Below are 22,386 nucleotides of genomic sequence, written 5' to 3'. Positions count from 1 at the left end.
ACAGGGTTAATCAATCCTGTCAGTCCTGTCCAAAAGCATATGGCATCACTCGGAAAAACCATCGCGTCAAAACTGCATTTATGGCTGGGGCTTGGCTCCGGCCTTATCGTTTTTATCGTTGCGCTTACGGGCTCTTTGCTCGTTTTTGAAGAAGAGCTGGAACCGATTCTCTATGCTCAGTTTCATACGATTACGCCACCAGCCAATGCCCGGCGGCTCCCGCTCGACAGCCTGGTTACGGCAGCAACAACGCGGTTTCCGGGCAAGAAAGTCAGTCGTATTGAAATAGAACCTGAACCCGACCGTACGGTTATTATCGGGATTCAGCAGAGCAAAAAAGCGAAAGACGTTTTATCGGTAGCCGTTGATCCGTACACGGCGCAGATCGCTGATTACCGTCAGGAGGAAGCTGCTTTTTTCTCCGTTGTGCTCCGCCTGCACCGATACCTGTGCCTGGGCGATACCGGGAAAATCATTACGGGAATTTCGTGTAGTGCGTTTCTGATCATTATGCTTTCCGGGTTGATTCTGTGGTGGCCCAATCGCAAAAACCGGAAACAGCGTTTTACTATAAAGTGGAACGCTACGTTCAAACGGCTCAACTGGGATCTCCACGCTATTTTTGGTTTTTATGTACTTCCTTTTGTTTTCCTGATTGCCTCCACGGGCCTGGTCTGGAGTTACAAATGGGTTAACAATCTGCTCTTTTACGCTTTCGATGGCAAACCACAGGCTAAACGCGAAGCGCCCGCTAACCCTTCGACAGCTTCCGTGAAAGACGACCTGCTTCTCGAAAAAATTTACGCCGAAACCAGTCGACTCCTCCCCTACACGGGCGCCACTACGTTGACATTACCCGAAAAAGACAGCGTAGCGATAACGGCGTCGAAGAAGAATCATGACGCATCGATCAGCAACATTGTCGATTTTTTGTACTTCGACAATAAAACCGGCGATCTGATCAAAACGCGACTTTATAAGAATGAAACCATGGGCTTCAAAGCCCGGCGGGTGGTATTTCCGATTCATACCGGCAGTCTGCTCGGATGGCCCACCAAGGTTGTTGCCCTTTTTGTTGCTTTACTGACGGCTACCTTACCCGTTACCGGGTTTTTGGTCTGGTGGGGAAAACGGAAGAAAACAAAAAAGTCAGTTCCAGCAAAAAAACCATTCCAGAAAAGGCGTATTACTCCGCCCGTTAGTGTACAGAACACTTAGCAGCCCTATCAAATCAGGTTTAGAACTAATTAGTTACACCTGATTACCCAAATGTGATAGTTTATGACTCAAATGAACTAGAGCAATAGGTTGTAATCAGAGAACTTTGTTATGTCCAAAGCGGAGAAAACGACTCTGTCAGGACGAGGCCTCCACATTCTATTCCATACCAGCTTTACTATCACCTTCCCTCTTTCAAAGCCAGTGCCTGCAAAGGCCTGGTTTTGTTTTTTGGTGCGACTGCTACGTTACCGCCAGTCTGACCCGGCTCCAGAAGTTTACCTTGAAGAAAGCAGAACCTTCCAACTGAGACCTTACGTATTGTTTATACGTCTTAGCAATGCGTCGATTTCCTATAAAAGGTACGACCCTCTTATTTTCATAATTGACCTAAATTCCGCTGAATCGACTCTAACTCAGCGAAGTATTTATCCATGCTTCACTCGCTTGTTCGCCTTCTCTATTGCGTATCGGTTCTGCAGCCTTTCGTTGTTCGTGCCCAATCCAGCGATCCCGATCCTACCCGCTGGATTAATTTCTCACAGACATATGTCAAAATACCTATTGCCCAGAATGGTTTGTACCGCATTACCGCAACTGACCTACTGAAAGCTAACATTCCCATCAGCCAGGTTGATCCGCAGACAGTGCAGGTGTTTCATCGGGGTATTGAACAGGCGATCTACGTAGCGGGTGAGGCTGACCACCGATTTGATCTGGACGATTTTCTGGAATTTTATGGTCGGGGAAACGACGGATCTCAAGACTCACTATTGTATCATCCACGCAGTGCGCAGCCTCATTCCTTTTACAGCCTTTTCAGCGATACAACGGCGTATTTTCTAACCTGGCGATTGGATAACAAACCAGCTAAACGAATGCGAGCCTATACCGATACGGCCTATGCTGGCTTAATTCCCGAAGCGTATCACTGGGCCGAAGAACTTCGCTTATTTACAGAGAGTTACCCTGGTTGGGCAGCTGGTACACCTCCCAAAATAGAATACGGTCATTACGAAGCTGGCGAAGGCTACACGGGCTCGATTCAGCAAAAAGGTAACCTTTATACGAATACGTTTACGCTGACAAATACCGTCAGAACGGGACCGGCTCCACAAGCAAACGTATTATTGGCGGGTCGCAATTTCTCGAATCACCTTGTCAGTTGTCAAGTCGGTCCATCGCCTACTACCCAACATCAAACCGATACAGTCCATTTTTCGACCTACGACAATGCACAGATTTACCCGAAACTTACCTGGAATGACGTTAGTGCAGACGGTCAGTTGGCGATTTCAACCGTTTCGCAGGGCGATAACGCAATCGATGCCTATTCTGTATCGTACATCCGGCTCCGATACCCACAGCAACTCACAGCTGCGAACCAACCTGTATCGTTATTCCGACTTGAGCGAAATGCAGCAGGACGCTCACTGGTAAACGTAGCGGAGGTAGTACCCGGCACACGCTTCTGGGATATTTCGGACCCCACAGCGCCCGTTCAACTTGGCATTACGTATACGTCCACCAACTCTGTCCGGCTTGTTGTGCAGCAAACGGATTCACTACGTACGATTCTCGGTATAAACCAGCCAAAATCTGTTGCTGCCATCCGTCCCGTTACGTTTGTCGATTGGCGAAATCGTAAACCAAACTATCTCATTATTAGCCACGAAACGTTAATGAAACCCGTGACAGGCACAGCCAATGCCATTGCAGACTATGCCGCTTATCGGGCGTCGCCAGCAGGAGGCAACTATGATACGTTGACGGTTACGATGCAACAGCTTATCGATCAGTATAGTTATGGCGAACGTCATCCGCTGGCAATCCGGCGATTTATTAAGCAGCTAATGAAACAGAGTAACGGCTCTTTAGACTATGTGCTGCTAATTGGCAGGAGCAGAAGCACGCCCGGTATTCGGCGCAATCCAGATCAGGCTATGCTAGATATGGTCATGACGGCGGGTTTTCCGGGTTCCGATCTGGTACTAACGGCTGGGCTGGCGGGTTCAGACTCGGATAGCCTGACAAGTCATGCACCCTCCATTCCAATAGGACGTATCAATGCTGGAACACCGCAGGAGGTTATCAATTACCTCAGCAAAGTAAAAGAATATGAAAGCCCCACGGCAGATACACAATGGCGCAAGAATGTGTTGCATTTGAGTGGTGGTGAAACCGCAAGTGAAATCACCCTTTTCCGAAATCTGGTCAATACGTATCGCGATCAGGCGCTTGGTCCATCGCTGGGGGCGCATGTGGCTACCCTCTCGAAAACCACGGGTCAACAGGTTGAGCAGGGCAACGTAGTGAAAGCCGTTAACGAGGGCGTCGGGCTGATTACGTTCTTTGGCCATTCCAGCCTGGATGTAACAGACCTCGATATCGGGTTTTGCTCTAACGATGCCCTTGGCTATCATAACCAAGGAAAGTATCCCATACTGCTCGTCAACGGCTGCGCGATTGGTAACTTTTACTTCGGCCGCCCGACACTCTCCACCGACTGGGTACTCACGCCCAATCGGGGCGCCATTGCCGCCATCGCGCACAGTCACCTCGGCTATCCGGATGTTATGCACCAGTATAGCAATACGTTTTACAATCTGTTGACAGACAGTACGCAGTTAGATAAATCCATTGGTCAGCTTCAGCTCGAAACAATTCGACGTTTGTTAACACAAACCTCCGACGGGCGAATGCTGGCTCACTGCCAGCAAATGGTTTTGCAGGGCGATCCGGCCATCCGGCCCTTTCCCTTTAAAACCCCCGACTACGTACTGACTTCCAATGAAATAACGATTCAGGATACGAATTGGCAGCCGTTACGTATCACAAGCGATTCGGTGCAAATTTGGGCCATTGTTCAAAATGCCGGTCAATATCGGTCGGGTACACTCCCGGTGCGTGTACGTCGGCTGGCGAACGGTCACGAATCAGGAACGTTTAACTGGCTATTGCCTCAGGCAGTCGCTTTCCGCGATACGTTGATACTAACATTTCCAAACGATCCTGATGCCGAAGGTATAAACCAGTTTGAGATCACAATTAACCCAACAGAATCGCCGTCGGCACGTTACGAGCTAAATCATACAAATAATCAGGCCGTAGTCGAAGTGGTGTTAGCGCGCCCAAAACCTGTGCTGATTTTTCCGGCACCCAACAGCCAGATCAATACGCCAACCGTTCAACTGACCGCTTATTACGCCGGTAATTCTCCACATGAGTTCAACCTTGAGTTCGATAGCACAAGCCACTTCAACAGTCCAATTCACTGGGCAAAGCGAATAACAGCCACATCGGTGATTAGCTATCCGGCTACTTTGATCAACCGACCCAATACAACGTATTACTGGCGGGTACAGCTGGCTGATTCTGAGCAAACATGGGTGACGGGTTCCTTTACGTATGCACCCGATGCACCGAATGCAGGCTTACCAGAAGGGCAAATCCGGTTGGTTTCTGCTCTACCGACCGATCGTCAACAGGGCGACGCAGTAACGATTCCGCTTGCGTTTATCAATCTGAGCCCTCACCCTTTCGCGGATTCGCTGGATGTCCAGCAAACAATTTATGCCGCCCATTTGCCTAAACCGCAAATTACACAGTGGAAGCTCAAAGCACTGGCGGGAACCGATACGTTGCATTTCTCCTCCCGCATTTCAACCGAGAAATTACCGGGCTATAATCGGATTATGATAACCGTAAATCCCCGTCTCCAGCCGGAATACTCTTTCCTGAATAATACGCTCGATCTGGCCTTGCCCATTCAGCCCGATGTACTGGCTCCACTGCTTGAGGTAGCGGTCGATGGTACACGAATCAGCAACGGATCAATCGTTTCGAACACGCCTAAAATTGATGTGTTGGTTGCCGACGAGAATCGTTCGCTTATTCGCCTTGACACGACTGGCATCGACATGTATCTGCAACGGCCGGGGAAAAACAGACCGTTTGAACGCCTGAACTGGCGTAACGCCACAGTGCAACCGGCGGGAGCTGATAACGAATTTCGGGTGCGATACCTTTCGCCAATGCTAGCCGAAGGTAGCTACCACCTACTGGTCAGGGCTCAGGACCTTGTCGGAAATGAAGCCATTCCGTATCAGGTTCATTTTCAGGTTGTCAATGCCCGCAAACTGGCGAATCTAATCGTCCATCCGAATCCGTTTCGTATTCAGACGCGCTTTGCCTTCACGCTGGTCGGTGAACAGCCTCCTGTGAGTGCAACCATTACACTTACCGATTCAGGCGGGCGCATGGTCCGTCAGTTGAAACAACCCGCACATATCGGGCTGAATGAGTGGGTCTGGGACGGCCGGGCCGACTCGGGGGAGTTGCTCCCTGCGGGTGTCTATATCTATAAACTTGTTCTTTCTGACTCGAACCCCTGGTCCGTTTCCGGCAACCTGCCAGAGCAGTTGAGCGGTCGACTTGTTCTCATCCGCTGATGCCGTCTTCTGCTGATACCGATTATCGAAAACAGGAATTACCAAAACCCGGCCGGTACGTACCAGCGCTGACGGGTCTGCGTGCCGTTGCCGCCTATCTGGTTTTTCTTCACCACTACAATCCTGCTTCTGCCGGTACGTTTGCTTATCACCTGTTCGATCAGGGTTATGTGGGGGTATCTATCTTCTTTGTACTGAGCGGATTCCTGATTTATTACCGTTACGCTGATACGTATATAAGCCGTCAGAACTGGTCGTGGCGTGTCTATCTTCAAAATCGCTTCGCCCGGATTTTTCCGCTGTACGGATTTGTTCTGCTCCTCACGGATGGCCTGAATACCTGGGCCGGTCATCCGATGAACAGCATTCTTTTCGTCCTAAATGTTACGTTGTTAAAGGGATTTTTCGATGCGTATAAATTTAGTGGTATCCCGCAAAGCTGGAGCCTTACTGTCGAAATTTGCTTCTATTTAATTGCTCCACTCTTGTTTGTTTACTTACGTACGGCTGGTGTCATTTTACTCACGCTTTGCTCAGTAAGCCTGGGCATTTTACTTTGGCTGACCGTCGGGCAAATGCCTTGGTATGGACTTTTCGGGAGTTTGCACTTCGTTGTGTTCTACACCATTTTCGGACGAGCATTTGAGTTTTTGGCGGGTATGTGGCTGGCCCGGCGCTGGCAGCAAAATCAATTAATCGGCTGGCGCTATGCTACGTTCAGCGGATTACTCATAAGTAGCGGGTGCATTCTCTGGCAAGCGAACGTAGCGAGTTTTATAACCAGCCCCGTCTACTTATTCCTGAGTGAAATGACAGTCTATAATTTCCTGCTGCCAATAGGAATTGGGTTGTTGTTGCTGGGACTACTTCAAGAGAACTCGCTGATCCGATCTCTACTGTCGACTCCTTTTATGCAGATGCTGGGACGTAGCTCGTACGGGTTTTACCTGATACACTTGGGCGTTATAGCCACTGGCTTACGAAAGATAGGCATAACAACTAACTGGCCGTTATTTGGCCTGTTAATCTTCATTGCCTTCATCGTACACATCGCAGTCGAAAAACCCTTACACCGAATTTTTCGGGCTACCATTAATCAACAGAGAGCTTAATCTGCTGTAGATAGATTGTTAGGTATTCTGTGCTGGATGGATCATCGGGGAAATGATTAGCCGAATAAAGCCGCCACTGGGCAGGTTGACCCGGAACCTTATAGGAGCTGTAGCAGATCTCAATAAAATGCCTGTTGATATAGTAAAGCTCCATTTTAGCGGTTGGTCGCGTAACGGTAGCTAAAAGCGTAGCGGATCTAAGTGCGAACTCAGCTAACTGGTAGGTCGATAGTCGATTTAGTGTGTATTCGTTCATAGTGTAAACGATTGAAGCTCGTTTACTTATGACGAAGTATCATTAAATTGGCCACGGCTATATATGATAAATTTTACATATTTTCTATACGGTTTTATCAGCTGATTATTAGCCGATTAAACCAAAATATGACTTCAAAAATTCTAATCCCAGCATTCCATAACCAGTACATCGCCCGTTTGGGCTTCGATTCGGACAAAACCATCTTCGGCGGCTTCGTTACTGCTGCTGGTGGCGTATCCTAATTTTAACGTAGCGTCCCGTAAGTCATATTTCAACCCTTCCGACGTATAGCCTGTGACAGTCCCTACCGGAATAACGGAGATGGATGTTCCCGCTTCATACCATTTCTCAAACAGGCCGACTAATGGAAAAATTCGGGAGTGATCATCCAGTATGACAATCCGAATCTGATTTTTATAGCGAACAATGCTGGTCATGTTTACCAGACTATGATCAGCCCGACGCCCGGTTGCCCAGACAATATTAACCGCCGGAAATCCACGTTCAATCAGTAATTCAATCCCTTTATCAAGATCGGTTTTGTCCTGATCGGGCGTATGGATGATTTCCAAAGGATATTGCTGCGCCCGTATGGCTTCAACATCCAGATCCCGGTCAAAATCACCAAGCAGTACGTCTACTTTGATTCCTAGTTCGAGTACGCGCCATATTGCGCTGTCCAGCACAACTACTATCGGATTCCATTCCAGTAGCTGACCCAACAGTTCAGGTTGACAGGCTTCGCCATTGGCGATGAGTAAGGCGGGTTCCTGTTTATCGCGGACGATGTGATGAGATGACATATAATTTTACTGGACGCTACGTAACGCTTTTTCAATATCATCCGGACTATCGACGGTCGGGGTTTGATACGTTGTCTCAACGAGTTTGATCCGGTAGCCTGCTTCCAGCCAACGTAACTGCTCTAACGATTCGGCCTGTTCGAGCGAAGAGGGTGGTAATTGAGTAATGGCTTCCAATACGTCGACCCGGTAAGCGTACAGTCCAACATGCCTGTGATAATTGTGGTGTTCATGCCATTTCTCTGGTTCAATATCTCGCATATAAGGGATGGCGGCCCGACTGAAGTACAGCGCTTCGTTCTGTCCATTAATGATAATTTTGGCTTCCTTCAGATCGTGAAGAATTTCGGCCGAATCAACCGACGCCATCTGCGTAGCCAATTCAACCGTTCCGTCCAGAATAGCCGCCAGCTCATCAATCTGCGCGGGGTCAATAAAAGGCTCATCGCCCTGAATATTGATTACGTAATTCGACGCATCGGCCGCTATTATCCCCTCATTAACCAGTCGATCATACGCTTCCCAACAACGATCAGTACCACTTGGATGATCGACACGAGTCATTACCGCTTCCTCGCCCAATTGTCGAACGGCCTCCACAATACGGTTGTCGTCGGTTGCTACGACAACTTTGGCCAACGATTTAGCTTGTTTAGCTTGTTCCAGCACCCGCTGAATCATCGATTTACCGGCAATGTCGGCTAAGGGTTTACCAGGAAAACGAGTTGACCCGTAACGGGCCGGAATAATACCGATAATCATACGGGCAATATTTGTGATTTAGGCACTGGTCCGGATGCTCCGACGATCCAGTACGTTGGTTCGATAGCCTGGCGTTGTTGATAATATTGGTCGTAAACGGGTCGGTACCGGAGCCGTTCGGCCATAACGGAATCGAACTGACCTAATAAGCCAAGCATTAGCTCGCAGCCTTCGCGCACAGCAAACTGGCCGCTCTGATTTCCCGTTACGTAGTCGGTGAGGCCGTTTTTAATGACGTAATTCGTAAACAGTGGGTTGGCGTTACGTCGGACCATGATTCGTACGCCGGCAATTTCAGAAACCGATAAATCGAGGGCGTCGTCAAAGAAAAAAAGTACTTCGTGCGGTTGCAATCGATGCCGATCCAGCAAATGCGCCAGCACTTCAACTTTGTTTTTGGCCTGGGAATAGCAGGCGTGAAAATGCTCTCGTTGCACAAGCCCATCGGCCAGCACGTTCGTTACGCCCGTAATTATCGACACAATGGGTAGTTGTCGATTGTGGTGCAGCCAAAATCCGAATCGAAGCAAATTGGTCCCCATTGAATCGACTTCACTAAACGAACTGCTGCCTGACCCTGTCTTGACGCCGTCGTTGAAAACCCCATCCCAATCGAAGACGATGGCACGTACCGAACGGAGCTTTTCCGTTAACGTATCGACGGGAGTTACAAATTGACCACCAAGTGCGGTGAATGTTTGTTCGATCTCTGTCATCTAGTGCGGTATCGGGTTTGAGAACCCAACATTAACACGCCAGTAGTGGTGTCAGATTCTCAAACCCAACACCACTACGTATTCATTTACTACGCCAGTTCGGGCAGTGTATTTCGGTATTTTACCTCTACTGCATGCAGTTCGAGCAGGGGCTTCAGAAACTCTTCCAGGTAACGAATATCCAATTGGCTAGCCGCGTCGCAAAGCGCTTCGGATGGGCAAGTATGCGTTTCTACAAACAGGCCATCAACACCAGCTGCTACGCCCGCCCGAGCCAGTACAGGCAGGTATTCACGCGCTCCGCCTTTCGCATCGGCTGATGGGATACCGTACTTCCGGATAGCGTGCGTTACGTCGAATACGACGGGGTAGTTGGTGCGAGCCATGTGGTAAAATGAGCGCGGATCGACAACCAGATCATTGTAACCGAAGGTGTAGCCGCGCTCAGTCAATATAATCTGATCGTTGCCCGAATCCTCGATTTTTTTCACCGGGTGCTTCATGTTTTCCGGCGCCAGAAACTGCCCGTGCTTGACGTTGACCACCCGGCCCGTTTTGGCAGCCGCCGTTACCAGCATTGTTTGCATACACAGGTACGCCGGAATTTGCAATACGTCGACCACTTCGGCAGCGGGTGCGCACTGGTCAGGATAGTGTACATCGGTCAGAAGTGGGAAGCCGAATTGCTCTTTCACTTTCGCCAGAATCTGCATACCTTTCTCCAGACCCGGTCCATTGTAATAGTTCAGACTAGAGCGGTTATCCTTCTGAAACGATGATTTATAGATGATTTTGATGCCGACGCGCTCCTGAATATCGCGGAGTTGTTCAGCTACCGTCATCATAATTTTTTCGTCTTCAATAACACACGGACCGCTGATGAGGAACAACTCATCCGATCCGCATTCTATGTCGCCAACGCGAACGATTTTTTGAGACATAATATTTGGGGGATTAAACAACTGAGAGACAAAGTGCTTACCACTCTGTCTCTCAACTCATATTCTTTTATAGCCGTCGGAACAGATCTTTCAGCAGATCGATGGTAATGACTTCCTGCCAGTTGTCGCCAATGGCATGCAGCCACATGTGCGGCAGGTTGTATGATACGTGTGCCATCTGCGTAATGGTATCGTCGCTCCATTCTTTCGACAAACCCTGGGGCAGATCGATCTGGTGATAAGCCACCATCTCTTTAAACTCAGCTACGCCCTGCGGATAATAATCTTCCAGATGATTCATGATCAGGCAATTGGCGTAACAGTGGCGCGTTCCCAGAATCTTCGACAGACCGTAGCTTAGCGCATGGCAAACACCCACTTCGGAGTAAGTCAGGCTAAGCCCGCCCATCAACGAAGCAACCATCAGTTTATCGTCGTTTTCAGGCGTTTGACCCGAATTTTCTCCCAGATAGACTTCACGGCACAGTTTCATGGCCTGTTCGGCGTAGGCGTGCGAATAAGCGTTATTCATCCGTCCATTTTCCGACTCTACACAGTGAATGTACGTATCCATACCCGTGTAGAACCACCAGTTGCGCGGTACTGTAGCGATCAGTTCAGGATCAAGAACAACCTGATTGAAAACCGTCCACTCACACTTGAGACCAAGTTTTTTAACGGGTCCGGTCAGTACGGCCGTCATCGAAACTTCGGCCCCCGTTCCTGAAATAGTCGGTACCCCAACGTGGTAGATGCCTGGCTTTTTGATCAGATTCAGTCCCTGGTAAAGTGTTGACGAACCTTCGTTGGTCAGCATAAGCGACAAGGCTTTCGCAATGTCCATGATACTGCCCCCTCCAATGCCGACTACACCCGATGGCAATCCTTTTTTCGCCAGGATTTCGTCGCGAAGCTGGTCAATCTGATCGGTGGTTGGTTCGTGTTCTTCAACGCTGATATAATACGTCAGGTCTTCGGTATACGCCGGAACGCGTTCTTCCAGCGGTTTCCCTTTAAAATAATTGTCGACCAGAAAAACAAAATAACCTTCGTTATCGGCCCGACGTGGCGCCAGAATCTCATCGAGTTGGGAAAAACTTCCTCGACCAAAAACGGTCTTCTCGATGCCTTTGAAGTTTTTATGCGTGGTTTGTGTTGGTGTTGCTACCATCTTGTTGTTAAGCCATGAAGGCTGAATATTAGGCTTCTATCAGGGTGGCTTTCCGAACAGCCGCTTCGATGTTAGACGCTAGTTTATCGACTTCCTCAGTAGTCCAAGACGCCCGAATACCGAACGAGACTAACCGACCAATAACCGCCTGTGCATTAGGTATATCAAGAGTTGAATAATCCTGCGGAGCGCCGAACTTTTGTATAGGCAAGGCCGAAGCTGTCCGCATTTCTTTAATGTGATCCCACTGATTGATGAAATGGTACATATTCGTGAACCAGTAGTTGAATCCGCCAACACCGGCTGCGTTCAACTCAGCAACAGTACGTTGCGCCGAGTCCGTATCGGCCAGCAGCAAGTTCAGGAACGTAGCAGAATCACCATCAGCATCCGGAATCCGCGCAAATGATAGGCCTGGTATGTTCGCCAGCGCTGACATGAGCTTACTCTTGTGCGCGTTATTACGCTTGATGATGTCCGGTACGCGACGTGTTTGAACAAGCCCAACGGCAGCGTGGAGTTCACTAATCCGATAATTGAACCCCAGGATTGGATGCTGCTCCATTCCCCGGTTGGTACCTATGTGATCGTGCCCATGATCCGAGTATGAATCAGCGTGTTTGTAGGCCGTTTCATCGTTGGTAACCATGATACCGCCTTCGCCCGCCGTGGCAATCTTGAAAAAGTCGAACGAATAGGCGCCCGTCTTTCCCCAGAGACCAGTGGACGTTCCTTTATAAGAAGCTCCCATTGCCTGACCAGCATCTTCAACCAGTACCAGATTATGCTCTTTAACAATGGCCATAATCGCGTCCATATCGGCCATCTGACCACACATATGAACCAGGCAAATCGCTTTAGTTTTAGACGTAATGGCCTTGCGAATCCCTTCTGCACTGAGGCAAAGTGTATCGTCAATATCCGCGAAAACGGGCAGTGCGCCGATCATCAATACGGACTCGACCGTAGCAATGTAAGTAAACGGCGGTACGATGACTTCATCACCAGCACCAATACCGGCGGCTGCCAGCGCACACAAAACAGCCGTCGATCCGCTCGATACGGCATGGGCATAGTTGGCCCCAACCAGTTTGGCAACCTCAGCCTCAAACTCACGGGCTTTGTAGATATTGTTACGTTGTGCTTCGTGATTATACCGAAACAGGATGCCGGTCTCAAGCACATCGTTAATTTCCTTGCGCTCGGCCGCTCCAAAAAATTCCATTCCTGGCATGACGTAATCTGTTTTTTACAAAAGTACGGTATTTAAAAAGACAAGTTTTCTTTTCGACAGGATTTACCGGATAAACAGGAGTTTATACAGTCATCGTTCAGGCTGTAAACCCTATCAAAAATACGTTCGCATCAATACGGAGTTCGTTTATCCAGCGCTACCCACTCCTGAAAAACCCTGTTGGCTTCGTCACGCAGGAGTTGATGCATAGGAATATGACGCTGCTCACGAGCTTTGTCCAGCTCTTCGTAGATGAATTGATCGTCGAAACCAGCGCCTGCCGCATCGGAATGAAACGCTCCGTACACAATCCGGCTCGGCCGTGCCCAGTAAATCGCGCCCAGGCACATCGGGCAGGGTTCGCAGGAAGCGTAGAGCGTGCAACCTTCCAGTTGAAACGTACCGAGGTTGCGACAGGCATCCCGAATAGCCACTACTTCGGCATGAGCCGTTGGATCGTTGGTCGACGTAACCATGTTGCAGCCACGTCCCACGATTTCGTCATTGCGAACCACCACCGAACCAAAGGGGCCGCCCTGCCCGGTTGTCATGCCTTCGCGCGCTAATTGGATTGCTTCCCGCAGAAAATATTCGTCCTGATTGGTCATACGTATTTTAATTGAAATAATGTAGGTGGGACGGACGTATTCTGGCGGTCGTTAAAGAGTGGCTACGTATCGTGAAACGGCTAACTGGGCATCACTGTTTTTCTGGAATGTTGCTGGTGCCAACGTATCACGCAGAGATTCATAGAGATATACTACCTCCCATAGACTACTCACCAGAATATCCCGATCGGGTGTGGCTACGGTCTTGCGGAGCTGGGCGAGTTCAGCTATTCCAAACGTAACTTCTGCCCGCCGGACGCCACGTGGTAAACTTGCGTTTTTAAGATGTAACATGGGGCCGATCACCGCGTTACGTACAAAAGCCAGAAAGTCAATGGCTTCGAAATACTCACCACGTCCGATCTTCAGAGCTGCGTAATGCGCCCAAATCCAGAAGCGATCTTCCGCCCACTGGAAATCAAACGGCGGATACTGAGCTGAAGATTGCCTGATGATATTCGTCAGTAATTCATCCCGTTCCCAAAGCACAATGGGGTCTTCAACCCGATTATGAAACTCTTCGGGCGTTAAAAATTTAATATCAACATGAAGCAACGATGCACCGTATAGCGCTATTAGCAACCTGGGTTCGCCTACGTGATCGCCCCGAAAAGAGGCCAGCATGGCGCCTAACCGGGCCGCGTATTCCTGCATTCGCTCCAGATCAGGGGCTATTTTCTGGTTCGTCACTAACACCAGATCAAGGTCCGAATAAGCGTCGACTTCGCCGGACGCCCACGAACCACCGGCGGCTAAACCAACGGCATCTGGGTCTTGCTGAATGGATTCAATGGCTTGTGTAATGAATGCGCGAAAGGGCTGTAAATACGGTTGCATTGCTACGTTGCGCCGGATGGCCGGTGCGGTTGGTAAATTATCGCAGAACGGCTCACGGTTTAGATTAGTTCACTGCCTGCCCAGCAATGCATTGCTACGTATCATTTGTGATCAAGCCGTTCTTTTATCTGCCGAAGACGCAACCCCGACGAAATCCGGACGATGCCCGCCGACAGGAACGCCATGCCTGTCCAGATAACAATATTGAACATACCGAAGGTTGGATTACTGATCATAAGAATAGCAAAAACCACCAGCGCCAGCCCGAGAGCAAATGCCCAGCCCCAGTTAGGAATGCCAGCCGAACGCAGCCTCAGCGAAGATCCGATAGCAAAGGCGCCCCGTATCAGGAGCACAACTCCCACAAGCAAAGGCAATACGGTCATCGTAACAGCGGGATTCATCAGCAAGTACATACCCAGTGCCAGATCAATGAGTCCGCCCACCAGCAGCCAGCCCCATTCGTTGATTAACTGGCGGTTATTGATCGCAAAAGCCACTTCGGCAAGCCCCGAAACAGCTAAGATGATACTGAACAGTATACTCAGTGAAAGATAGGAAGTCAATGGCGTAAGCACGATCCAGATGCTGAACCCAATCATTACGATACCAACCAACACGGGTATCCACCAATATTTGGCGGTTTCTCTTACGGTTTTATTAAACGATTCTTCCATAATATCAGATCATCTTGATGAGTTGTTCGGTTTTGTGAACCTGCCAGTCTGTCAAGCTCACTTCTTCCATTTAACCAGAAAAAATCAATTCTGCCAGACGGAATTTAGTCGATACGGATTGCCAGTCCCAAGCCGTCTGATCCGGCCGAAAGCAGAAGACGTTCCTGTTTGTCGCCCCGCTTTTTGAAGATGAAGTAATTGACAAGATCAAACGCTAGTAGAAAACCGCCCTGTACCATTACTGATTTGCCGTATCCACGTAGTTGATCGGCTTTGTTCGGGCGGGAGTTTGCGCGCTCCTGCAGATAAGCCCCCCCGATTACGTACGCTACGTCTAATCCGGCATTGATCAGCAAAAGCTGCTTCATGTTCTCGTGACGTCGAACAGCATCGGCCAGCGTTTCCGAATCGGCACGGGCATTCCGCGACCCCAGCAAACCCAGCCCTGCGATGCTCAGATTGACCAGATTCCAGTAAATATTCATCTTGTGGAAATACTTCGTCTCGCCCGTTGTTTGACCAGCGGCTACGGCACCAACGGCAATGTTAGCCAGGGCAAAACCGCCCAGGGTTAGTCCGAGGGTTTTCTGATGACTGATCCGCTGCTCGCTGAAAGCCCGAAGATTGGCAGAGGACTCAACCCGTTGTGCGGATGCGGCATTTCCGAGAAGAAAAGTACCAGCGGTCAGCAGCAGATGACGTAGTGGATTCATACAGGTTCGTTTCAGCTATGAACCCTGTTTCCGGTCGGATGTTCATAAATTCAGAGCTGCTCTTGCCGCAGGATCATTGATATTCGCCAACTCGCTAACGTCTGGAGCAGTCAGCAACTGAATATCGTTTTGTCGAAGCAGGTCACGTGGGGAGTAGGTGCCTTCTGTAACGGCTTGTTCTGCAACTGAACCGAAAGCGGGTTCATAAATTCCCAGGAGCGGCTCTGGCAGTTTACCGTCTGAATCGTAAAATACGGTTGCTATTTTTGCTTCGTTACGTCCCTTAATCAATGTGTCGAGCGACAGAACCGTTAGCAATGGCATGTCGCAGGCGACGACAAACCAGGCCGCTTCAGGGTCAAATTTCAACGCCGATAGAATTCCGTTCAGTGGTCCGGGCAGATCAAACGCATCGACAATACGTAGCTGTTCGGAGTCGACAAGTTCAGCCGCCTGCGCTACGTTCACTGACCAGTAAACGACACTGCAATATGGTTTCAGCAAATCGGTCAGGTGTTCCCGCTGGGGTTTGTCGTGATAAACCAGTTGCGATTTGTCCTGACCCATTCGGACGCTACGCCCACCCGTCAGGATAAGTCCGTTCAATTTACTCACGACGAAAATCTCGTTTACCGCCCGTTTTTTCCATGAGCCTGGTTTCTTTAATGACAATATCGTGCGAGAACGCTTTACACATATCATAAATCGTTAAAGCCGCTACGGATGCCCCTACCAACGCTTCCATCTCGACGCCGGTTTTTCCTTCCGTTGAGACCAGGCAATCGACGACGGCATTATTATTTTCGGTTGTAATGGTTATCTGACAATTGTCCAGCCCCAGCGAATGACACAGGGGAATCAGATCGTCGGTACGTTTGGCAGCCATCGTTCCGGCAATGATAGCCGTCTGAAATACAGGTCCTTTTTTGGTAGCAATATCCGCACCCGACAAGTGTTGCATGATTTCGGCATTAAGTGCAACTATACTCTGAGCGCGGGCGGTTCGGCGCGTGACCGTTTTAGCGCCAACATCCACCATTGAGGGATTCCCTTCGGCGTTGAGATGAGAAAATGAGTGCATAGAACAATGAATAAGCTACAATGTATAACCAAAAATAGAAACTACTGATTGCGGGTAGCTACTTTTGCAATATCCATTAGTCATTCCTCTGCGCTCATGCTTTCGGTTTCCGACGCTTTTTCACTGACCCAACAACACCTGCTGCAGCTGCCCACTGAACAGGTTCCACTTCTGGAAGCACAAAACCGGGTATTGCGTCAGGCGGTCCGCGCTGACCGGGATTTTCCCCCGTTCGACCGGGTTTCGATGGACGGTATTGCGATACGTTACGCCGATTTCCTGACCGGGCAGCGAGAGTTTCCTATTATTGGTACTCAGTTTGCCGGGCAGCCTCAGCAGATTATGCCGGAAGCCGGTACGTGTCTGGAAGTAATGACTGGGGCAATGCTGCCGGTAGGTGTCGACACGGTTGTTCGCTACGAAGACCTGCGAATTGCGGAGAACCGGGCCACGATTACAATTGACGATCTGGAAGCAGGCCAAAATATTCATCGACGCGCCACCGACCGCCGGATGGGCAATGAACTGCTCTCGATCGGTACGTGGCTTGGGCCGTCTGAACTGGCCGTTGCCGCATCGGTTGGGCAAACTCAGTTGACCGTAACGACGCTTCCTCGAATAGCGCTTATTTCGACGGGAGATGAACTGGTTGACTTAGGTGATACGCCCCTTCCCTACCAGATTCGTCGGTCTAATACGTACATGCTCCGGGCTGCACTGAAAGCAGTAGGCATCAACGCTACGTTACACCATATTGTTGATGACGAAGCTGTTCTAAAGGACCGACTGGAAACACTGCTTTCCGAAAATGACGTACTGATTCTGAGCGGGGGCGTATCGGCGGGGAAAGCCGATTTTGTGCCAACTGCGCTGGCGCAACTCGGTGTTCAGAAACACTTCCACAAAATCGAACAGAGGCCGGGTAAACCGCTCTGGTTTGGTACAAAATCTGGAGAAACCACTCCAGATCCAGACCGGATCAATCCTGATCGCGCCGTTTTTGCGCTGCCCGGAAATCCTGTTTCTACGGTATTGTGCGCTTACCGTTACGTGTTGCCTTATTTACGTATGTCTATGGGATTGGCACTCGCACCAGTACGTTACGCTCAATTAGGAAAGCCCGTTGTGTTTAAACCAGCTATTACGTATTTCCTGCCCGTCCAACTCGCTTCCAACCCGAACGGACAGACAGTGGCTCATCCACTACCCGGCTCTGGCTCTGCTGACTTCGCCAATCTGCTGGCCGCCGATGCGTTTATAGAGCTTCCCGCCAATCAGTCGGAGTTTGGCGCTGGCGAAGCGTTTCAGATCTGGCTTACATAATTAGATTTAACCACAGCGCCACAAAGAACACAGCGTTGAGTAATTGCTTCTATCTCCGTGTTCTTTGTGGCGCTGTGGTTATTAATTTTTCAGCCTTATTATGAGTACTCCAGCGTTGGATTGCTGGACGTACTAAGTTGAGCGGCCAGATTCGTCAGTTGGTTCTGCATTAAATTCTTCAGCGCCTGCCAGCCCGTGTTCCAGCGCCGTATTACGTTGACTTCCCGAACCAGAACAGGCTCCTTCGGCTGATTGGACTGCTCATAATACTCAGGCATCCGTTCTGTCATCTGACTGACAATCTTTTCAATAGAGCCATTCACAATTAAGTCAGGATCGGCCTTCGCCAGTTGAATTAACGCCCGTCCCATCGAAGCCGTATAAAAAGCGCAGTCGATATCCTGATGACGAACAGGTACGCCATCGTGCAGACGCTGCAGCTTTACGCCACCATCCTCCAGCATAGCCGAAGCAGGAGCCAGCCCCTCTGGTTGGGGGAAAACAGCATCTATCTTTGCTTTAAACTTGTCCCACCAGGGTGGCTGCTGGCCCGGACGTAACGTATCACAGAAAATAATCCGCTGGGGAAGCGACGGCACCGACGGATCCATAAGCAACAACGCTGCCCCCAGATGCCGATCGTCAGCCGCGTGGCGCCGTTGAATGATAAAGCAGTGCAAATCCGTATCACCCTGTTTACCCAACTGCTCTGCAATGGTTTTAACACGCTGAAGTGATTCCGTCATATGGCCTTCCGTAACCACATGGATGGGCAGTGTTGACGCTCCAATGGCTTCCCAGCGTAGCTGTTGAGCCAGAATAGCCAGCGCCGTGCTATCAGAACGGCGAGTACCAAAATAAACACCAATATCTTCGCCCGTAGCTTCCGTCAGTTGTAACGTATCGCCATGATCGCCCTGGCGGCTAAGTGGGCTATATCGAAACGGGATTTCCAGGTTTTCGCGTTGAGCAGCTATGTTGTAGATGCGCCGTTCAAATCTGGCCAGCAGCGGTTCGTAAGCGTCACCCTGAAGATAAACCTCGTCGATCGGCCGAAGCAGATGGTGAGCGATAGCTTCCTGTTCGAGCAGACGCTCGAATGCATCGGGGCGATGTTTAAAGAAACTACGTAGCGCACCTCGTTCAACAAACTCATCAACGCTGGCAGTATCCTCAAGAATTTTTGTTGTAACCGTACCCTGGTCAATCCAGTCGCGTAGCAACTGTTTAACGGCCTCATCAAAGGCCTCATTGGCCGCTTCGGCCTGTTCGAATGTATAGTCGGTATGACGAATTTGTAGGGTACTGATAGAAGCTTTTTGCACAAAAGCCTCCCCAACTGCCATAGTCATTGAGTGGAGTTCTGTTAAATCGATGATAAAAAATAGTACGGATTGTTGGCGCCCCTGGGTTCGCCATTGACTTGGCTAAAATAATACATTACGACTAGATAGCCATATTATATACTGAAATAATCGTACTAAAGTTCTGTATAGAACGGAATAATAAATACGTTTCAAAAGAAATTGTAACGATACCCTATATACGTTCACTGGCCATCGTTACAATTATTCTCTTTGTATACTATTTATACTTTTTTGAGCTACTTAGTTAGCCCGTCGGGTTATTCATCCAGGGCTTCTACCAGCTCCGCAGATTTCTTAGGCTGGGTAAGCTTACCGACCGTGAGCCCTTGTACCAGGATGGAGAAAACCACAATGAAATAAGTCATGGCCAGAAACAGATTCTTGTTAAGCTGATCGTCGATGGAGAGAGCCAGCGCAACCGATACACCACCCCGCAGACCTCCCCACACCAGAATGGTTATGGTTCGCTTATCGAACTTTGTTTTGAACGGAATAAGTAGCGTAGGCACCCAGATTGACAGAAACCGGGCAAATAGCACTACGGCAATACTGATCAGGCCAATCAGCCAATAATTCATAATGTGCGGAATCAGCAGCAGTTCAAAACCGATAATAAGGAACAGAATCGCATTCATAATTTCGTCGATTAACTCCCAGAATTTATCCAGGTAGTCTAGAGTATTATCCGAAATTCGGCTTGCTTTCCCGTAATTACCGACAACCAGTCCGGCCGCCACCATTGTCAGCGGACCAGAGATATGCATGGCTCGGGCAATCAGATAGCCACCCATAACAATAGCCAACGTAATGAGCGCTGATACGTTAGCGCTGTCAATTCGCTGCATGGCCCGGGAGCCAATAAAACCGAGTAGCAGCCCCATGCCGAAGCCACCGACAGCTTCTTTAATGAGCAACCAGGAGATATTTCCAAACGATACGTCGATGTCGGACCCCTTAGCGATTTCAAGCAGAACGACAAATACGACAACCGCTACACCATCATTGAACAGCGATTCGCCTGCCACTTTTGTCTCTAACGATTTAGGAACACCCGCTGTTTTCAGAATCCCCAGTACCGCAATTGGGTCAGTAGGCGAGATAAGCGCACCAAATACCAGACATTGAATGAGCGGTACGTTTATCCGGAAAAGAGGCAGTATGTAATAAATTAAAAAGCCGACGATAACAGTCGACATAATTACGCTGATGGTCGAGAAAACAATAATAGGTGCCCGCTGCTCCCTTAGGTCTTTGAGATGCACGTGAATGGCCCCGGCGAAAAGCAGGAAGTTTAACATAGCCCCCATCAGTATTTCCGTGAAATCCAGATTGGCAATGAAACGGGAAAAGCTATCGAATAGATTTGGGAAGATATTACCCGTGATTACCAACGCAATAGATGCCACCATCGCCATCAGCATAATGCCAATGGTTGCCGGCAACTTTAGGAAACGTTCGTTAAGGTATGAGAAGATAGCAGTAAGAACGATTAGACCAGAAAACGAATAGTATAACTCCATATAACTACAATTAGAATGAATGCATAAATCGCATTATACGAAAAAAATTGGACTTTTGCCAGCTGGCTTCTCTTTTTCCTGAGCGCTGGCCGGTCAGCATACCCCTAAAACAGCGCTTCTATAAGGCTTTTCGATTTACTATAGCTTATGCAGAAAACGATTCTTATAACTGGCGGCAGCCGAGGCATTGGAGCCGCTACAGCTGTATTAGCGGCTCAAAAAGGCTATCAGGTCTGCATCAATTATTTACAGAATAAAGAAGCGGCTTTACAGGTTGTTGATAGCATTAATAAACAAGGCGGGAACGCCTTTGCCTTTCAGGCAGACGTATCGCAGGAAACTGACGTACTGGCGCTTTTCAAAGCCGTCGATCAATTCGGTCCGCTTACGGCGCTGGTTAACAATGTCGGAATTCTGGAAACCCAGATGCGCGTAATTGATATGTCGGCTGAGCGACTTCAGCGCGTATTTACCAGCAATGTTATTAGCTGCTTTCTGTGCACGCGCGAAGCCATTAAACGCATGTCGACCCGACGTGGTGGAATGGGTGGAGCGATCGTCAACGTATCATCTATTGCTGCACGTACTGGCTCTCCTGGCGAATATGTTGATTATGCTGCATCAAAAGGAGCGATGGATGCGATGACCATTGGCGTATCGAAAGAAGTAGCCGATGAAGGCATTCGGGTTAACGGGGTCAGACCCGCTTTCATTTACACCGATATTCATGCCAGTGGTGGCGAGCCGGGCCGGGTGGATCGGATTAAGGATTCAGTGCCGATGAAACGCGGTGGCCAGCCGGAAGAAGTAGCGAATGCGATTCTGTGGCTCCTGTCCGATGAAGCTTCGTACTCGACTGGAGCCTTTATCGACATTACGGGCGGGCGATAATCGCTTCCTGTTTACACCCTCCGTTCGTCGTCCGGTATTACCGCCGAAAAGCCGTATCTTTGTGGCTGATTTATTGCCTATGAACGCTACGTTTGCCAACGACATCTTCCGTCAAAGTATTCTGGATTACCATTTGACCGATCATGTCGATACGCCCATTAACAATCCGTATTTATCCAGCGATATCGCTTTTCTGTTGTACCAGAAAAACTGGATTGATACGGTCCAGTGGCACCTCGAAGACATTATCCGAAGCCCAGCTATCCGGCCCGATGAGCTGGTAGCCGTCAAGCGACGTATTGATCAGTCGAATCAGGATCGAACGGATACGGTGGAGTTAATAGACAGCTGGTTTTCTGATCTGTTTCAGAACGTAGTGCCCAAGCCTGCCGCCCGGATGAATTCGGAAACACCAGCCTGGCTACTCGACCGCATGTCAATTCTCCAGCTCAAGCTGTACCATTTCCGCGAACAGGTGGAACGGGCAGGCGTATCGGACGAACACCGGCAAAAAGCCCAGCTAAAGCTAAACGTACTGCTCGAACAGGAAAGTGATCTGGCGCGGTGCTTCGATGAGCTACTGGAGGATATTCAGAACGGCGATCGGTATATGAAAGTGTACCGGCAGATGAAGATGTACAACGATCCTACGCTGAATCCTGTACTGTATACTAGTCAGGAATAAGTATTCAGTGATTACTG

At 49.3% G+C, this 22,386-nt stretch carries 21 protein-coding genes; 6 read left to right on the top strand and 15 right to left on the bottom strand.

Annotation, left to right across the window (positions count from 1 at the left end; genetic code table 11):
* The first annotated feature begins 39 nt into the window (after positions 1–39).
* The 3 genes from ACOJS8_RS05625 (at position 40) to ACOJS8_RS05615 (ending at position 6,781) form a co-directional block, all read left to right on the top strand.
* Positions 40–1,218: a PepSY-associated TM helix domain-containing protein gene (locus tag ACOJS8_RS05625; RefSeq protein ID WP_420147554.1), complete on the top strand. Its 1,179-nt coding sequence runs from the start codon at positions 40–42 to the stop codon at positions 1,216–1,218.
* Between the two features lie 434 nt (positions 1,219–1,652).
* Positions 1,653–5,669 carry a C25 family cysteine peptidase gene (locus ACOJS8_RS05620; RefSeq protein WP_420147553.1) on the top strand — a complete coding sequence of 1,339 codons (4,017 nt, stop codon included), beginning with the start codon at positions 1,653–1,655 and terminating at the stop codon, positions 5,667–5,669.
* Complete coding sequence (locus tag ACOJS8_RS05615) at positions 5,669–6,781, top strand: acyltransferase family protein (RefSeq protein WP_420147552.1); 1,113 nt, start codon at positions 5,669–5,671, stop codon at positions 6,779–6,781. Before ACOJS8_RS05620 ends, ACOJS8_RS05615 begins: the two co-directional genes overlap by 1 nt.
* Here the strand turns inward: ACOJS8_RS05615 and ACOJS8_RS05610 are convergent.
* The 13 genes from ACOJS8_RS05610 to moaC all read right to left on the bottom strand — a co-directional run bounded on the left by ACOJS8_RS05610 (position 6,762) and on the right by moaC (position 16,583).
* On the bottom strand, positions 6,762–7,037 hold the full coding sequence (locus tag ACOJS8_RS05610) for a hypothetical protein (RefSeq protein WP_420147551.1): 276 nt from the start codon (positions 7,035–7,037) through the stop codon (positions 6,762–6,764). The two genes, ACOJS8_RS05615 and ACOJS8_RS05610, sit on opposite strands and share 20 nt — an antisense overlap.
* Positions 7,038–7,180: 143 nt before the next feature.
* On the bottom strand, positions 7,181–7,843 hold the full coding sequence (locus ACOJS8_RS05605; RefSeq protein ID WP_420147550.1) for a thiamine diphosphokinase: 663 nt from the start codon (positions 7,841–7,843) through the stop codon (positions 7,181–7,183).
* A gap of 6 nt (positions 7,844–7,849) precedes the next feature.
* Positions 7,850–8,605 (bottom strand): 3-deoxy-manno-octulosonate cytidylyltransferase, encoded by a 756-nt coding sequence (kdsB, locus tag ACOJS8_RS05600; RefSeq protein ID WP_420147549.1) that lies wholly within the window; start codon positions 8,603–8,605, stop codon positions 7,850–7,852.
* On the bottom strand, positions 8,602–9,321 hold the full coding sequence (locus ACOJS8_RS05595) for a phosphatase (protein WP_420147548.1): 720 nt from the start codon (positions 9,319–9,321) through the stop codon (positions 8,602–8,604). The genes kdsB and ACOJS8_RS05595 overlap by 4 nt, the downstream gene beginning before the upstream one ends.
* Before the next feature lie 89 nt (positions 9,322–9,410).
* On the bottom strand, positions 9,411–10,262 hold the full coding sequence (gene kdsA, locus ACOJS8_RS05590; protein ID WP_420147547.1) for a 3-deoxy-8-phosphooctulonate synthase: 852 nt from the start codon (positions 10,260–10,262) through the stop codon (positions 9,411–9,413).
* A gap of 67 nt (positions 10,263–10,329) precedes the next feature.
* Positions 10,330–11,433, bottom strand: coding sequence for an iron-containing alcohol dehydrogenase family protein (locus ACOJS8_RS05585; protein ID WP_420147546.1), 1,104 nt, complete (start codon positions 11,431–11,433; stop codon positions 10,330–10,332).
* A gap of 28 nt (positions 11,434–11,461) precedes the next feature.
* Positions 11,462–12,667, bottom strand: a complete 1,206-nt coding sequence (locus tag ACOJS8_RS05580) for a DegT/DnrJ/EryC1/StrS family aminotransferase (protein WP_420147545.1) — start codon at positions 12,665–12,667, stop codon at positions 11,462–11,464.
* A gap of 131 nt (positions 12,668–12,798) precedes the next feature.
* Entirely contained in the window at positions 12,799–13,275 is a 477-nt protein-coding gene (locus tag ACOJS8_RS05575) for a nucleoside deaminase (protein WP_420147544.1), read from the bottom strand.
* A 51-nt stretch (positions 13,276–13,326) separates the two neighbouring features.
* A complete protein-coding gene (locus ACOJS8_RS05570; protein ID WP_420147543.1) occupies positions 13,327–14,112 on the bottom strand; it encodes a nucleotidyltransferase domain-containing protein in 786 nt (261 codons plus the stop codon).
* Positions 14,113–14,213: 101 nt separating this feature from the next.
* Complete coding sequence (locus tag ACOJS8_RS05565; protein WP_420147542.1) at positions 14,214–14,789, bottom strand: HdeD family acid-resistance protein; 576 nt, start codon at positions 14,787–14,789, stop codon at positions 14,214–14,216.
* A gap of 104 nt (positions 14,790–14,893) precedes the next feature.
* The gene (locus ACOJS8_RS05560) at positions 14,894–15,502 is read right to left on the bottom strand and encodes a DUF6992 family protein (protein WP_420147541.1); all 609 of its coding nucleotides are present in this window, start codon (positions 15,500–15,502) and stop codon (positions 14,894–14,896) included.
* A gap of 42 nt (positions 15,503–15,544) precedes the next feature.
* On the bottom strand, positions 15,545–16,117 hold the full coding sequence (locus tag ACOJS8_RS05555; protein WP_420147540.1) for an NTP transferase domain-containing protein: 573 nt from the start codon (positions 16,115–16,117) through the stop codon (positions 15,545–15,547).
* Entirely contained in the window at positions 16,110–16,583 is a 474-nt protein-coding gene (gene moaC, locus ACOJS8_RS05550) for a cyclic pyranopterin monophosphate synthase MoaC (protein ID WP_420147539.1), read from the bottom strand. Before moaC ends, ACOJS8_RS05555 begins: the two co-directional genes overlap by 8 nt.
* A 96-nt stretch (positions 16,584–16,679) precedes the next feature.
* Between moaC and ACOJS8_RS05545 the strand changes: the two genes are divergently transcribed.
* Positions 16,680–17,906, top strand: a complete 1,227-nt coding sequence (locus tag ACOJS8_RS05545) for a molybdopterin molybdotransferase MoeA (RefSeq protein WP_420147538.1) — start codon at positions 16,680–16,682, stop codon at positions 17,904–17,906.
* A gap of 98 nt (positions 17,907–18,004) precedes the next feature.
* Here the strand turns inward: ACOJS8_RS05545 and ACOJS8_RS05540 are convergent, their stop codons facing one another.
* Positions 18,005–19,252, bottom strand: coding sequence for a hypothetical protein (locus ACOJS8_RS05540; RefSeq protein WP_420147537.1), 1,248 nt, complete (start codon positions 19,250–19,252; stop codon positions 18,005–18,007).
* Positions 19,253–19,530: 278 nt separating this feature from the next.
* Positions 19,531–20,793 (bottom strand): cation:proton antiporter, encoded by a 1,263-nt coding sequence (locus ACOJS8_RS05535; protein ID WP_420147536.1) that lies wholly within the window; start codon positions 20,791–20,793, stop codon positions 19,531–19,533.
* Between the two features lie 147 nt (positions 20,794–20,940).
* Between ACOJS8_RS05535 and ACOJS8_RS05530 the strand changes: the two genes are divergently transcribed.
* Both ACOJS8_RS05530 and ACOJS8_RS05525 read left to right on the top strand, forming a co-directional pair.
* Positions 20,941–21,684 (top strand): SDR family oxidoreductase, encoded by a 744-nt coding sequence (locus tag ACOJS8_RS05530; protein ID WP_420147535.1) that lies wholly within the window; start codon positions 20,941–20,943, stop codon positions 21,682–21,684.
* Positions 21,632–22,369: a DUF4254 domain-containing protein gene (locus ACOJS8_RS05525; RefSeq protein ID WP_420147534.1), complete on the top strand. Its 738-nt coding sequence runs from the start codon at positions 21,632–21,634 to the stop codon at positions 22,367–22,369. The genes ACOJS8_RS05530 and ACOJS8_RS05525 overlap by 53 nt, the downstream gene beginning before the upstream one ends.
* Positions 22,370–22,386: the final 17 nt, after the last annotated feature.

The organism is Spirosoma sp. (assembly GCF_048594605.1).
Lineage (GTDB): Bacteria > Bacteroidota > Bacteroidia > Cytophagales > Spirosomataceae > Spirosoma.
This window is presented reverse-complemented; position numbering and strand designations above follow the sequence as displayed.